The sequence below is a fragment of the Streptomyces sp. NBC_00726 genome, from assembly GCF_045161735.1.
In the GTDB taxonomy this organism is placed as follows: domain Bacteria; phylum Actinomycetota; class Actinomycetes; order Streptomycetales; family Streptomycetaceae; genus Streptomyces.
Map to the genome: position 1 here is coordinate 5,776,064 of NZ_CP108983.1, position 14,366 is coordinate 5,790,429.

The 14,366-nt window shown below is 72.9% G+C and carries 13 protein-coding genes; 9 read left to right on the forward strand and 4 right to left on the reverse strand.

The window, feature by feature from the left end:
• Positions 1-61: 61 nt before the first annotated feature.
• From OG338_RS25695 to OG338_RS25705, 3 genes are all read left to right on the forward strand, one after another.
• On the forward strand, positions 62-1,459 hold the full coding sequence (locus OG338_RS25695) for a nucleobase:cation symporter-2 family protein (protein ID WP_405939583.1): 1,398 nt from the start codon (positions 62-64) through the stop codon (positions 1,457-1,459).
• Positions 1,460-1,501: 42 nt separating this feature from the next.
• Complete coding sequence (locus OG338_RS25700; RefSeq protein WP_405939584.1) at positions 1,502-2,899, forward strand: 8-oxoguanine deaminase; 1,398 nt, start codon at positions 1,502-1,504, stop codon at positions 2,897-2,899.
• A gap of 277 nt (positions 2,900-3,176) precedes the next feature.
• Positions 3,177-4,631 carry a nucleobase:cation symporter-2 family protein gene (locus tag OG338_RS25705; protein ID WP_405939585.1) on the forward strand — a complete coding sequence of 485 codons (1,455 nt, stop codon included), beginning with the start codon at positions 3,177-3,179 and terminating at the stop codon, positions 4,629-4,631.
• 58 nt (positions 4,632-4,689) lie between these two features.
• Here OG338_RS25705 and OG338_RS25710 read toward each other — a convergent pair whose 3' ends face one another.
• Positions 4,690-5,415: a chitosanase gene (locus OG338_RS25710; protein ID WP_405939586.1), complete on the reverse strand. Its 726-nt coding sequence runs from the start codon at positions 5,413-5,415 to the stop codon at positions 4,690-4,692.
• A gap of 43 nt (positions 5,416-5,458) precedes the next feature.
• Entirely contained in the window at positions 5,459-6,289 is an 831-nt protein-coding gene (locus OG338_RS25715; protein ID WP_405939587.1) for a chitosanase, read from the reverse strand.
• A gap of 60 nt (positions 6,290-6,349) precedes the next feature.
• On the opposite strand from OG338_RS25715, the gene OG338_RS25720 reads away from it, so the two are divergent.
• Complete coding sequence (locus OG338_RS25720; protein ID WP_405939588.1) at positions 6,350-7,033, forward strand: alpha/beta fold hydrolase; 684 nt, start codon at positions 6,350-6,352, stop codon at positions 7,031-7,033.
• Between the two features lie 112 nt (positions 7,034-7,145).
• On the opposite strand, the gene OG338_RS25725 is transcribed toward OG338_RS25720, so the two are convergent.
• On the reverse strand, positions 7,146-7,736 hold the full coding sequence (locus OG338_RS25725) for a TIGR03086 family metal-binding protein (RefSeq protein ID WP_405939589.1): 591 nt from the start codon (positions 7,734-7,736) through the stop codon (positions 7,146-7,148).
• A 37-nt stretch (positions 7,737-7,773) separates the two neighbouring features.
• A complete protein-coding gene (locus tag OG338_RS25730; protein ID WP_405939590.1) occupies positions 7,774-8,217 on the reverse strand; it encodes a hypothetical protein in 444 nt (147 codons plus the stop codon).
• Between the two features lie 183 nt (positions 8,218-8,400).
• Here OG338_RS25730 and OG338_RS25735 point away from each other — a divergent pair, with 183 nt between their 5' ends.
• The 5 genes from OG338_RS25735 to OG338_RS25755 all read left to right on the forward strand — a co-directional run bounded on the left by OG338_RS25735 (position 8,401) and on the right by OG338_RS25755 (position 14,346).
• Entirely contained in the window at positions 8,401-9,381 is a 981-nt protein-coding gene (locus tag OG338_RS25735; protein WP_405939591.1) for a fibronectin type III domain-containing protein, read from the forward strand.
• Between the two features lie 133 nt (positions 9,382-9,514).
• On the forward strand, positions 9,515-11,803 hold the full coding sequence (locus OG338_RS25740) for a glycosyl hydrolase family 18 protein (RefSeq protein WP_405939592.1): 2,289 nt from the start codon (positions 9,515-9,517) through the stop codon (positions 11,801-11,803).
• A gap of 146 nt (positions 11,804-11,949) precedes the next feature.
• Positions 11,950-12,225 (forward strand): BatC protein, encoded by a 276-nt coding sequence (locus OG338_RS25745; RefSeq protein ID WP_405939593.1) that lies wholly within the window; start codon positions 11,950-11,952, stop codon positions 12,223-12,225.
• Positions 12,222-13,433: a cupin domain-containing protein gene (locus OG338_RS25750; RefSeq protein ID WP_405939594.1), complete on the forward strand. Its 1,212-nt coding sequence runs from the start codon at positions 12,222-12,224 to the stop codon at positions 13,431-13,433. Before OG338_RS25745 ends, OG338_RS25750 begins: the two co-directional genes overlap by 4 nt.
• 16 nt (positions 13,434-13,449) lie before the next feature.
• A complete protein-coding gene (locus OG338_RS25755) occupies positions 13,450-14,346 on the forward strand; it encodes a sucrase ferredoxin (RefSeq protein ID WP_405939595.1) in 897 nt (298 codons plus the stop codon).
• Positions 14,347-14,366 lie beyond the last annotated feature (20 nt).

Here is a 14,366-nt window from a genome sequence, read left to right on the forward strand (position 1 = left end):
CGGGTCCTGTCCTGAGACAGGCCCTCGCGGCCGGGCACCGGCCGGGCCGGAGGGAACCCTCATGGCACAGCCAGCATCCGGGCCCGCGGAAGCAGAAGGCCCCTGTTCCACCCCGCCGGAGCGTGCGGTGCATCCGGTGGACGAGAAACTCACCCCCTCGCGGCTCCTGCCGGCCGCCCTCCAGCACATCGCCGCCATGTACGCAGGCGTCGTCACCCCTCCGCTGATCATCGGTCAGGCCGTCGGCCTCGACGCGGCGGGCATGACCCGGCTCATCGCGGCGAGCCTCCTCATCGCCGGCTGCGCCACCCTGCTCCAGACCCTTGGCATCGGCGGCCTCGCCGGCAACCGGCTGCCATTCGTCAACGCCGCCTCCTCCGCCGGGATCGCCCCGATGCTCGCGATCGCCGAGACCAGCGCACCCGGGCACCAACTCCCCGCGATCTACGGCGCGGTGCTCGTCGCCGGAGCGTTCTGCCTGGTCGTCGGGCCGTTCTTCGGCAGACTCCTGCGCTTCTTCCCGCCGCTGGTCACCGGTGTCGTGATCACCCTCATCGGGGTCACCCTGATGCCCGTACCGGTCTCCTGGGCGCAGGGCGGCGACCAGAACGCCGCCGACTTCGGCGACATGAAGTACCTCGCGCTCGCCGCCTTCACCCTCGTCGTGATCCTGCTGATCCAGCGCTTCGGCCGCGGATTCCTGCGCCAAGTCGCGTTGCTCATGGGTCTGTTGGTCGGCACGCTGGCCGCCGTGCCGTTCGGGCTCGCCGACTTCTCCGCGCTGCGCGACGCCCCGCTCGCCGCCGTGCCGACTCCGTTCGCCTTCGGCGCGCCGGAGTTCCAGCCGGCCGCGATCCTCTCGCTGTGCATCGTGATGCTCGTCCTGATGACCGAGTCGTCCGCCGGGATGCTGGCCGTCGGTGAGATCTGCGACCGCCGCACCGACGGACGCACCCTCACCCGCGGCCTGCGCACCGACGGCCTCGCCACCCTGATCGGCCCCGTCTTCGGCGGCTTCCCCACCAGCGCCTTCGCACAGAACGTGGGCGTCGTCTCGCTCACCAAGGTCCGCAGCCGTTACGTGGTCGCCGCGGCCGGGGCCGCCCTGCTGGTCCTCGGGCTCTTCCCGGTGCTCGGCGCGGTCGTCTCGCTCGTCCCGATGCCCGTGCTCGGCGGCGCCGGCATCGTCCTCTTCGGCTCGATCGCCGTCAGCGGCATCCGTACGCTCTCCGAGGCCGGCCTGGACGACAGCTCCAACATCATCCTGGTCGCCGTGGCCCTCGGCGCGGGCATCGTCCCGCTCGCCGCGCCCGGGTTCTACGCCGACTTCCCGTCCTGGGCCCAGACCGTCCTGGGCTCCGGAATCAGTGCGGGAGCGCTCGTCGCGGTCCTGCTCAACCTGTTCTTCCACCATCTCGGCACCCACGGCCGCACCGCCGTGGCACTCAAATCCTCCTAGGGTCCTGCCGTGCCCACATCCCGCATGAGAGAAGGAAGCACCATGGCAGCACCGGCAGCCCCCGACCGGGTGGAACGCATCGTCATCGAGAACTGCTCGATCGCGACCGTCGACGCCGCCGACACCGAGTACGCCTCGGGCTATGTCGTCGTCGCCGGCAACCGCATCGAGTCCGTCGGCGCCGGCCGGGCACCCGAGGGCCTGGAGAACGTCGTACGCCGGATCGACGGAACCGGCCACCTGGCCACCCCCGGCCTGGTCAACACGCACCACCACTTCTACCAGTGGATCACCCGGGGCCTCGCCACGGACCACAACCTCTTCAACTGGCTGGTCGCGCTCTACCCGACGTGGGCGCGCATCGACGAGCCGATGGCCCGCGCCGCCGCGCAGGGCTCGCTCGCCATGATGGCGCTCGGCGGCGTCACCACCGCGATGGACCACCACTACGTCTTCCCGAAGGGCTCCGGCGACCTGTCCGGCGCCATTATCGGGGCCGCCCGCGACATGGGCGTACGCTTCACCCTCGCCCGGGGCTCCATGGACCGCAGCGAGAAGGACGGCGGGCTGCCCCCGGACTTCGCCGTGGAGACCCTGGAAGGCGCGCTCGCCGCCACCGAGGCGACCGTCGACGCCCACCACGACGCCTCCTTCGACGCGATGACCCAGGTCGCCGTCGCCCCCTGTTCGCCGTTCTCCGTATCCACCGAACTCATGCGCCAGGGCGCCGAACTGGCCCGGCGCAAGGGCGTGCGGCTGCACACCCACGGCTCGGAGACCGTGGAGGAGGAGAAGTTCTGCCACGAGCTGTTCGGTATGGGCCCCACGGACTACTTCGAGTCCACCGGCTGGCTCGGCGACGACGTGTGGATGGCGCACTGCGTCCACATGAACGATTCCGACATCGCCGCCTTCGCCCGCACCGGCACCGGCGTCGCCCACTGCCCGTCCTCCAACGCCCGCCTCGCCGCCGGCATCGCCCGCGTCCCGGACATGCTCGCCGCGGGCGTCCCGGTCGGCCTCGGCGTCGACGGCACCGCGTCCAACGAGTCCGGCGAGCTGCACACCGAACTGCGCAACGCCCTCCTCATCAACCGCCTCGGCCCGCACCGCGAACGCGCCCTGAACGCCCGTCAGGCGCTGCGCCTCGGTACCTACGGCGGCGCCCAGGTCCTCGGCCGCGCCGCGCAGACCGGCTCGCTGGAGGCCGGCAAGCTCGCCGACCTGGTCCTGTGGAAGCTGGACACCCTCGCCCACGCCTCCATCGCCGACCCGGTCACCGCGCTCGTCTTCGGCGCCGCCGCCCCGGTCACCCTGTCACTCATCGACGGCAAGCCGGTCGTGGAGTCCGGCCGCCTGGTCACCGCGGACGAGGAGGCCATCGCCCGCGCCACCCGCGACGAGGCCCGCCGCCTCGCGCAGATCGCCGCCGGAGCCTAACGGCCCGGCGGCCCCGAATACGGCCGGACGAGGGGGACGGCCCTCGTCCGAGCCGCCGTGGACCCGAGCGGGGTCCGCGGCAACCGGTGCGGGAGGCGCGCCGCCCACGCGCACGCGCCTCCCGCACCGGCCATCCCGGCTGCCCGCACGCACCAGCCGTTCGACCTGCCTCACCGCACCACCGCAGCACACGGGGCCCGGTCCGGCGGACCGGCCCCGGCACCACCTCCCTGAACCCCACGTCACCGCCGACGTGTAACCGACCGGAGGAACCGCCGTGGCAGCTACGCCCAGGTTTCGCGACGACGCAAGTGCGACCCCCCACCCCGACGAGGACCCGACGACGACGGAGGCGTCCGGCCGGAAACACCCGGTCGACGGGACGCTTCCCCCGCTGAAGATGTTCACCAGCGGCCTCCAGCACGTGGCCGCGATGTACGCGGGCGTGGTGGCCCCGCCCATGATCGTGGGGCCCGCCGTGGGCCTCAGCCCCCAGGAGACCGCGTTCCTGATGGGGGCGAGCCTGTTCACCGCGGGCATAGCCACCCTGCTCCAGACGCTCGGCTTCTGGCGGATAGGCGCCCGGCTGCCGTTCGTCAACGGCGTCTCCTTCGCCGGGGTGACCCCGATGGTGGCGATCGGCAAGGACCGGGGGCACGACGGGATCGCCGTCATCTTCGGCGCGATCATCGTGGCGAGCCTCCTCGGCTTCGTCCTCGCCCCCTACTTCTGCAAACTGGTCCGCTTCTTCCCGCCCGTGGTCACCGGCACGGTCATCACCCTGATCGGTGTCTCGCTGCTGCCGGTCGCCTTCAACTGGTCCCAGGGCGGCAACGCGACCGCCCACGACTACGGGTCCACCACCAACATCACCATGGCGGCGGTCACCCTCGTCATCGTGCTGGCCCTGCGCAAACTGCTGCGCGGCTTCCTCCAGCAGATCGCGATCCTGCTCGGCCTGATCATCGGCACGCTGATCGCGATCCCGGTCGGCATCACCGACTTCGGCGCCATCAGGAACGCGGACGCGATCGGCTTCCCCACCCCGTTCCACTTCGGCGCCCCGCAGTTCGAGATCGCCGCGATCGTCTCGATGAGCATCGTGATGCTGGTCTGCATGACCGAGTCCACGGCGGACATGCTGGCCCTCGGCAAGATCGTGGACCGCCCCGCCGACGAACGGACCATCGAGGGCGGGCTGCGCGCCGACACCCTGGGCAGCGCCATCAGCCCGCTGTTCAACGGCTTCATGTGCAGCGCGTTCGCCCAGAACATCGGCCTGGTCGCGATGACCAAGGTGCGCAGCCGCTTCGTGGTCGCGGCCGGCGGCGGCATCCTGATCCTGCTCGGCCTGGTCCCGGTGGCCGCCTCCGTCATCGCGCTGGTGCCGCTGCCGGTGCTCGGCGGCGCGGGCATCGTCCTGTTCGGCTCGGTGGCCGCGAGCGGCATCCAGACCCTGGCCGGCGCCGCGCTGGAGAAGGGCGAGAACGCGCTGATCGTCGCGGCGGCCGTGGGGGTCGGGCTGATACCGATCGCGGCGCCGGACTTCTACCACGCCTTCCCGAAGGACCTCCTCGTCGTCCTCGACTCGGGGATCTCCACCGGCTGCGTCGTGGCGATCGTCCTCAACCTGGCCTTCAACCACCTCGGCCGCAAACCCGAGCCGGACGAGCCGGGCACCGCCCCCGGCGGCCACGGCCCGGTGAAGGCGATGGAGGTGGCCGCTCACTGACGTACAGTCAGCAGGCTGTGGCGCGTACGGGGGTTGGCCGTACGCGCCACAGCCGGTTTCAGCCGGTGTGGAAGCTGTCCCCGTAGACCTTCCAGGCCAGCGGCGGGTCCAGGTCCAGATTGCCGTCGCGCAGGAAGACCCGCTGGGCGGTGTCCACCCGGCTGGTGTCCGAGTGGGCCTCCTCCTGCTCCATGGCCCACACCCGGGCGTCCAGGAACGCGTCGAGGTAGGCCACCTCGTCACCACCCCGGGCCGGCGGCTGCGCCTGCGCCAGGGCGCGCCGGTGGATGGACCCGAAGCTCGCGCCGTCGTCGCCGTCGCCGTGCATCACGAAGGCGTCGTAGTACGCGAACTGGCCCAGCGCGCCCAGCCCGTCGCTCCTGGCCCGGCTGACGGCCGGATCGAAGTACACCCGGTCGCGCTCGTCGTTCTGCGCCTGCCGGAAGTCCGGATCCCGGGCGGCCGTCTCCCAGGCGTCCGGGAAGCCCGGGTCCAGACCGTCGTGTGAATCGCCGCCGTCCACCGCGCGCAGGGCCGGCAGATATCCGGCCAGTACGTTGTCCGGCCTGCGCCGCGTGTACAGCTCGACCAGGTCGAGCAGGTCGCCGGTGCCGGAGCAGAAGCCGATGATGCCCGCGGTGTAGCCGCGCCCGTCGCCGATGTCCTCGATGTAGCCGTACTGCGCCTTCCAGTCCAGCGTGGAGTTCTCCGCGCTGGAGACCAGTTGCATGGCGATGTCCTTCTTCGCCGGATCGTCGAGACCGGTCGGGGCGGTGCCGGGCACTTGGGCTCCTTCGAGTCGGGTGAGTCGATCGACGGGCCCCAGGCTACGGGCCCTTGATCTCGTAGCTGTCGCCGTACACCTTCCAGGCCAGCGGCGGGTCCAGGTCCAGATTCCCCTGGTCCAGGAAGACCCGTTGCGCGGTCTCGACGCGGCTGGTGTCGCTGTGCGAGGGCTCCTCGTGGATCGCTTCGATCCGGGCGTCGAGGAAGGCGTCGAGATACGCGGTCTCGTCGCCCCCGTCCGCGGGGGCCCTGGCCGCGTCGAGCGCCTGGCTCCGGATCGTACGGAAACCGGTGGTGCCGTCCGCGTCGGCCTCCCCGTGCATCACATACGCGTCGTAGTAGACGAACTGGCCCAGCGTGCCCAGCCCGTCCTGCTTCGCCCGGCGCACCGCCGGATCGAAGTACGAGGCGTCCCGCTCGGCGTCCTGCGCCTCCCGGAACGCCGTGTCGCCCGCCGCCTCGGCCCAGGCCCGGGTGAACGCCCCGCCCAGCCCCGTGTGCGCGTCGCCGCCCAGCACCTTCCGCAGCGCGGGCAGGAACCGTTCCAGCGGGTTGCCCGGCCGGGACTCCGCGTACCGCTCCACGACCCGGAGCAGGTCGCCCGTACCGGAGCAGAAGCCGATGATGCCGCCCGTGTAGCCGCGGCCGTCCCCGATGTCCTCGATGTACTTGTACTGCGCCTTCCAGTCCAGCGTGGAGTTCTCCGCGCTGGAGACGAGCCGCATGGCGATGTCCTTCTTCGCCGGGGCGGCGAGCCCGTCCGCCGCCCCCTTGCCGGACGAATCCCCGGCCCGGGCACAGCCGGTGAGCGTGGTGGCGGTCAGCAGGAGGGCGGCGAGCGGGGTGACCAGGGCGCGCGGGGTGAGCTTCACCGGTCCAGCCTGCCAGGCCAGGGGCGTGATCCCGGCGCATTCGGCGGTAGCGTCGGGGGCATGGATGATCAGTCTGTGGTGGATGTCGGCGACGTGCGGCTGGCGTACCGGAGCTGGGGTGACCCGTTCGGGTCGCCCGTCGTACTGCTGCACGATCTCGGCGCGAGCGCGGCGAGCTGGGAAGCGGCCGGGAGCCTGCTGGGGCGGGAGTGGCGGGTGTACGGGATCGACCTGCGCGGCCACGGCGAGAGCGACTGGCCCGACGCGTACGACCTGGAGCTGATGCGCGACGACGTGCTCGGGTTCCTGGACGAGTGCGAGCTGGACCGGGCGGGCGTGGTCGGCCACGGGATGGGCGGCGTCGTCGCCCACCTCCTCGCCCAGGAGCACCCGGACCGGGTGGAGCGGCTGGTGCTGGTGGAGACCCCGCCGCCGTTCCCCGGGGCGGCGGGCCCGGCCGTCGAGCCGGACGGGCCCGCCGATTACGACGAGGCGGTGCTCGCGTCGGTGAACGGCGAGCTGGCGGACCCGGACCCGGCCTGGGCGCGGGGGCTCGGGGAGATCGTCGCGCCGACGCTGCTGCTGGCGGGCGGACCGGCGAGCACGATGCCGCAGGGGCGCCTCCAGGACATGGCGTCGGTGATTCCGGACTGCCACCTGGTCACGATGGGCGGCGGGCACCGTCCGCACGAGGCCGATCCGGAGCAGACGGCCCAGCGGATCACGGAGTTCTTCACGAGCTGAGGGCGCGCGTTCCGGCGCGCACGCCGGGGCCCGGGTCCGCGCGCCGGGCGCCCGCGCGCGCCCCGAGTCCCCGCGCCCCCCTCAGCCCCCGACCCCGCGCGCCCCGCGCTCCTCAGTCCCCCGGCCGCCAGTCCGGTCGCCGCCCGCCCCTGGCCACCGCCCGGTCCAGCAGGGGTGCGTCATCGGGGACCTTCACCGGTGCCCCGAACGGGGAGCCGGGGGCCGGGTCGTCGCTCTGGTTCGCCAGCAGCGCGAGCGTGTTGTGCAAGTGGGCCTCCTCGGCGTCGAACGGCTGCCCGGTCGCCTTGGCGAGGTCCCAGCCGTGCAGGACCAGCTCGTTGAGCGCGACCATGCCCGCGACCCGGCCGGGCAGGTCCACGCCGCCCGCCCTGGTCATGCCCTCCCAGGCGTCGGGGGCGCGCCAGGCGGCCGCCATGGCGTCGAGCGCGGCGGGCAGCGTGGTGCGCCAGCCGGAGGGGAGTACGCCGGACTCGATGGCCGGCGGTGCTTCGGCCGTCGGTCCGGATTCCTTGCGGGCGGCGTCGCGGAAGGCGACGGCCAGGCCCGCGACATGGGCGAGCAGGGCGCCCACGGTCACGCCGGGGCAGGGTGTCGCGCCCTCCAGCGCGCTGTCGTCCAGGGCGTCGAGCTGTGCGGTGATCCGGCGCGCGGCCGGTTCCAGGTCAAGTGGTCGGGTATCCATACGAGTGCAGACTGCCGGACCGCCGCCAACTCATCGGTCAACGCACCATGTGTCCCCGCAGAACGATCCGGCGGGGGTGGTCGAGCACCGCGGGATCGGCGGCCGGATCGGTGCCGTACGCGACGAGGTCGGCCGGCGCCCCGTCCACCAGGCCCGGCAGGCCGAGCCACGACCGGGCCGTCCAGGACGCCGCGCCGAGCGCCGCCTCGGCCGGCAGCCCGGCCCGCAGCAGCCAGGACGCCTCGCTCGCGACGGTCCCGCAGGGGAACGAGTCGGTGCCGGCCAGCACCGTGACGCCCGCCTCGTGGGCGGCCCGGACGTTGCCGGACATGGTCTCCCAGCCGGCCGGCCACAGATCGCGGCGCACGCTCGGTTCCCGCGCCCGCATCGCGTCCACGCCCCTGCCGAACGCCGCCGGCGTCGGCACGAACGCCGTGCCCTGCGCCGCCATCCGGTCCAGCAGCCCGGGGTCCAGATGCATGCCGTACCTCGTACGCACAGCATCCGCCGACGGTACGTCAGGCTCCGTGTGTGCCCAGGGGCGGGGGCACACCGGCACATTGCGGAAGGTTCCGCTCCGTCGTCTCGCCGGCCCTCTTGTCGGCGACCCCCGCGCCATGCGATACAGGTCTGGACCATTGCTCCCGGATGGAAGGCAAGACCCGTGCGATCCCCCCACACGCATGCCGCGTCGGCATGCTCGGCCGTCCTGCTCCTCGCCGCGCTCACCACCGCCTGTGGCTCCGAGGCCCACACGGACACCGACGAGCCGACCGCACCGCACGGGGTGACCGCGCAGGCGAGCAGCGCCACTTCCGCGCATGTCATGTGGCAGGCCGCCACCGACGACACGGCCGTCACCGGCTACGACGTCTACCGCCAGGGCGAGAAGGTCAAGTCGGTGTCCGCGAGCCGGCTGATGATCGACATCGACGGGCTCACCGCCTCCACCGCCTACACCTTCACCGTCCGCGCCCGCGACGCGGCCGGCAACCTCTCCGCGCCGAGCACCGCCGCATCCGTCACCACCCCCGCCCCGACCCCCGCCGACCACGAGCCCCCGACCCGGCCCGGCAAGCCGCGCGGCAAGGCGGACGGCGGCCGGGCCGCGACCCTGTCCTGGGGCGCCTCCACGGACGACGTCGGCGTCACCGCGTACGACATCTACCAGGAGGGTTCCCGCATCCACAGCGTGCCCGGTACGCAGACCACCGCACGGCTCACCGGGCTGCGCCCCGGCACCATCTACACGTTCACCGTGCGGGCCCGGGACGCGGCCGACACCTCGTCACCGGACAGCGAGAGCCTCGACCTCACCACCGCGTCGGCCCCCGGCGCGCCCGCCTCCACCGCCCCGGCCGACCTCCGGATCACCAACCGGGCCGACGGCAAGGCGCACACCGTCGAACTGGACTGGGAGCAGCCGGAGACGGGCGGCAAGATCCCCGCGTACCAGCTGTACATGAACGGCAAGCTGACCACCACGATCGTCTGGGGCGGCGAGCCGCCCACGGGCCGCGCGCACTACGAACTCACCGTCACCGACCCGCGCGGCACCCGCTACTCGATGAAGCTCCGCGCCAAGCTCCCGGACGGCAAGTGGGGCGACTTCTCGGCGGCCCGCACGGTGGTGCTCGGTGACTGAGCCGGCTTTGCTTCAAGTGGTCTGTACCTATTGACGACTTGGTCCAGACCAATTACCTTCCCGTGTGCTCCATGGCACGACATCCGCACCTCCCCGAGGACCGCCTCACCGGTCCCTGCCGTAAGGGAGAACCATGTTCGAGCACATGCCACTGAGACGGAGAACGGCGACCGCACTGCTCGCCGTGCTCGGCCTCCTCCTCGCGCTCCTGTCGCTGCAAGCCGTCCCCGCGCACGCGGCGGGCAAGCTCACGGCGGACTTCACCTCCGCCGACAACGGCCCCTGGTGGAAGGGCACCTACGTCCTGCACAACGACACGGACACCGCCGTCACCGGCTGGAGCCTGGAGTTCGACCTGCCCTCCGGGGTCGCCATCCAGTCCTCGTACAACGGGACCACCACCACCCAGGGCAGCCACATCACCGCCGTCAACGCGCACTACAACGGCACGGTCGCCGCGCACAGCAGCACCGAGCCGTACAGCTTCTGGTTCGTCGCCACCGGCCCGATCACCGCACCGACCGGGTGCCGGATCAACGGCGACAAGTGCGACGGCTCCGCCGACGCGCCCCCGGGTGCGCCCGGCGGGCTGAAGCAGACCGACGTCACCGCCCGCACCGCGTCGCTGTCCTGGACGGCCGCCGACGCGGGCGACTTCCCCGTGGCCTCGTACGACATCCTGGCGGACGGCGAGGTCGTGGGCTCCGCCACCGCGACCACCTCCGCCACCGTCACCGGCCTGACCCCGGCCACCGCCTACGCGTTCACCGTCCGGGCCAAGGACACCCGGGGCAACGTCTCCGCCGAGAGCGCCCCGCTGACCGTCACGACCGTCGACCCGGCCACCGACACCTCGGCCCCGACGGCCCCCGGCGCCCTGCGCGCCACCGCCACCGACTCCTCGTCCGTGACGCTGGCCTGGGCCGCGTCGACGGACGACCAGCGCGTCGCCGCGTACGACATCTACCGGGGCTCCGCCCTGGCCACCACGGTCTCCGGCACCACGACCACCGCGACCGTCGGCGGCCTGTCGCCCTCCACCTCGTACACCTTCACCGTGAAGGCCCGCGACGCCGCCGACAACGCCTCCCCGGCGAGCAACACCCTCACCGTGAAGACCGACGACATCGTCGGCGCCGGGAACTACGCGAAGGTCGGCTACTTCGTGCAGTGGGGCATCTACGGCCGCCAGTACTTCGTCAAGAACCTGGAGACCTCGGGCGCCGCCGACAAGCTCGACATCGTCAACTACGCCTTCGCCAACATCGACCCCAACAACCTCACCTGCCTCAACGGAGTCACCAAGGGCACCACCGCCGACCCCCAGGACCCCGAGCAGGGCACCGGTGCGGGTGACGCGGACGCCGACTACGCCCGCCCGTTCAGCGCCGCCCAGTCCGTGGACGGGGTCGCGGACGACGGCTGGGGCAAGCTGCGCGGCAACTTCAACCAGCTGAAGAAGCTCAAGCAGCTCCACCCCGACCTGAAGATCGTGGTCTCGCTCGGCGGCTGGACGTACTCCAAGTACTTCTCGGACGTCGCCGCCACCGACGCCGCCCGCAAGAAGTTCGTCTCCTCCTGCATCGACATGTACATCAAGGGCAACCTGCCCGAGTACAACGGCGCGGGCGGCCCGGGCAGCGCGGCCGGCATCTTCGATGGCTTCGACATCGACTGGGAGTGGCCGGGCACCGGCACCGGGCACCCCGGCAACCACTACTCGCCCGACGACAAGGACAACCTCACCCTGCTGCTCGCCGAGTTCCGCAAGCAGCTCGACGCACTGGGCGGCGGCCACCGCCTGCTCACCGCCTTCACCCCCGCCGACCCGCAGAAGATCGACGAGGGCTGGGACCTGTCCAAGGTTTTCGACTCGCTCGACGTCGCCAACGTCCAGGGCTACGACTTCCACGGCTCCGGCAGCGACAACTCCTGGGAACCGGACCGCACCGGCCACCAGGCCAACCTCTACAACGACGAGCAGGACCCGTACGACTTCCACTTCAGCGCGGACACCGCCATCAAGGCGTACACCGACGCGGGCGTCGAACCCCGCAAGCTGACCCTCGGCATCCCCTTCTACGGACGGGGCTGGCAGGGCGTCACCGACGGCGGCGTCGCCGGTGAGTGGCAGCCGGCGGGCGGAGCCGCACCCGGGCAGTTCGCCGAGGAGGCCGGAACACGGGGCTACTCGAACCTCATCGGCGCCTATCCGACGATGACGGTCCATCACGACGAGCAGTCCATCTCGACGTACGGCTACACCGGCAGCCAGTGGTGGTCCTTCGACGACACCTGGTCCATCGGCAAGAAGACGGACTATGTGAAGGACAAGGGGCTGCTCGGCGTCATGGTCTGGGAGATGTCGGGCGACACCACCCAGGGCACGCTGATGGGTGCCCTGGACAACGGGCTGAAATAGCCCGTCACTGGTTGATTTCCCTCAAATCGAGACTTACCGCCCATAGCGGTAGGCTGGTCGCGGCGGTGCCCCCGTGGCACCGCCGTGCCTGACCACCGGGCTCCGTTACGGGTCCGGCCCCAGCCGTTCGATGCGCGGGAGGAATCATGACCAGCCCCGAGCAGGACCCGAACCAGCAGGAAGGCCCCGCGGACGGTGGCGCGGCGGGCACGCCCGGCGTCCACGACGGCGGCGCCGACGGCGGTGCCGATGGTGGCGCCGACGGCGGTGCCGAAGGTCCGGCCGATGGCGGCGCGTCCGGCACGCCGGGCGTCCACGACGGCGGTGCGGACGGTGGCGCCGAGGGTCCGGCCGACGGTGGCGCCGCAGGCACCCCCGGTGTCCACGACGGCGGGGCCGACGGCGGCGCGGACCGTTCTTGAGCACATCCCCGACCGGCACCCAGGACCCCCTGGCCGCGAGCGCGGCCCCCGGGGTCCTGGAGTCGCGCCTGACGCCCGGCACGAGCCGGGAGGCGTTCGCCCGCGACTTCTGGGGCCGTGAGGCGCTGCTCACCCGCCGGGCCGATGACTTCTCCGACCTCTTCCCGGCCGCCGCCGTGGACGAACTCGTCTCGCGGCGCGGACTGCGGACGCCGTTTCTCCGCGTCGCCAAGAACGGCGCCACGCTGCCCGACTCCTCGTTCACCTCGCCCGCCGGGGCGGGCGCCACCATCGGCGACCAGGCCGACGACACCGCGCTGTGGCGGGAGTTCGCCGACGGCGCCACCCTCGTCCTGCAAGCCCTCCAGCGCACCTGGGCCCCCGTCGCCGACCTCACCACCGCGCTCGCCGCCGAACTCGGCCACCCGGTGCAGGCCAACGCCTACGTCACCCCGCCGCAGAACCGCGGCTTCGACGCCCACTACGACGTGCACGACGTCTTCGTGCTCCAGACCGAGGGCGCCAAGCGCTGGATCGTCCACCGCCCCGTCCACCCCGACCCGCTGCGCGACCAGCCCTGGACCGACCACCGCCGCGCCGTCGCCGAGGCCGCCGGGGGCGCACCGTATCTGGACACCGTGCTCGGACCGGGCGACGTCCTCTACCTGCCGCGCGGCTGGCTGCACGCCGCCGAGGCGCAGGGCGAGGTCTCCGTCCATCTGACGCTCGGCGTCCACACCTGGACCCGGTACGCCCTCGCCGAACAGCTGATGCGCGCCGCGCTCGCGGAGCTGCGCGACGACCCCTGGATGCGCGGCTCCCTGCCGCTGGGCCTCGCGGACCCGGCCGAGGAGGCCGCTCCGGTACGCGAACGGCTCGGCGCGGCCCTCGCCGGCGCCGACCCCGCCCCGCACTTCCACCGCACCCGGCGCGCCCAGGCCCGCCCCGCCCCGCTCGGCCCGCTCGCCCAGCTCGCCGCCGTCGACGGACTCGCCCCCGGCACCCCGGTCCGCCTCCGGGGCGCGCTGGAAGCCCGACTGGAGGACCACCGCCTGGTCACCCGGGTCGGGTGGCTGGACTTCCCGGACGCGGATCTGCCCGCCCTGGCCCGCCTGCTCGCCGGCGAGGTGCGCACCGCCGGTGACCTCGGCCTCGCCTGTGCGGGGAGGCTGCTGCGCGCCGGTGTCCTCGTCCCGGCCGCTCAGTGAGCGCGGAACGCCTGCGGTGACAGCGGAACGCTTCTTCTGCGCCGACGCCGCCCGGGCCCGCGGTGACGCGCTCCCGGGCACCGCCCCGTACGGCCTGGTCTGGGTCCTCGTGGAGTACCACGCGCCCTGGCCGGCCAACGGCTACGACGGCCTCGCGCTCGACCCCGTGCCGAAGTCCCTGCTCTACGAGGCGGCCCGGGCGGTGCGCGCCCGCATCCTCCTGATCCGCCGCCACGGCCGCCGCCCCGAGGGGGCCGGCCCCCCGCGCTGGGCCGTCCTGCGCTACGACGGCACCGGCGCCCACCGCCAGCAGTGGGGGACCTGGGAGCGCGACGAGGACCTGGCGCTCGCCGCCGCCGCGCTCGCCGCGCCGGGGGAGACCGGGCACCCGCCGGTCGTCCTCGTCTGCGCCCACGGCCGGCACGACACCTGCTGCGCCCTGCGCGGACGCCCGGCGGCCCGCGCGCTGGCCGAGCGGTGGCCGGACCCGGTGTGGGAGTGCACCCATGTGGGCGGCGACCGCTTCGCCGCCAACGTCCTCGTCGCACCCGACGGCGTCTACTACGGCGGCCTGGACGCCACCTCCGCCGTGACGGTGGTCGGCCAGCACCTCGCCGACCGGGTCCACGCCGCCCACCTGCGCGGATACACCGACCTCTTCCCGGCCCAGCAGGCGGCCGTCGCCGCGGTCCTCGCCCGCTTCGGCCCGGCGGGCCGCCACGCCTACACGGTCACCGGCACCTCCCGGACCGGCCCGCACTGGCTGATCCGCCTCACCGGCCCCCCGCCCCGCACGACCGCGTACGACGTGGAGGTCACCGCACACCGCGCCCCACCACACCAACTGACCTGCAACGGCCCGGCGACGAGCGCGGCGATGGTCTACGAGGTCACGTCGATCCGGGCCGGCTGAACGCGGAAACCCCGCCCCCG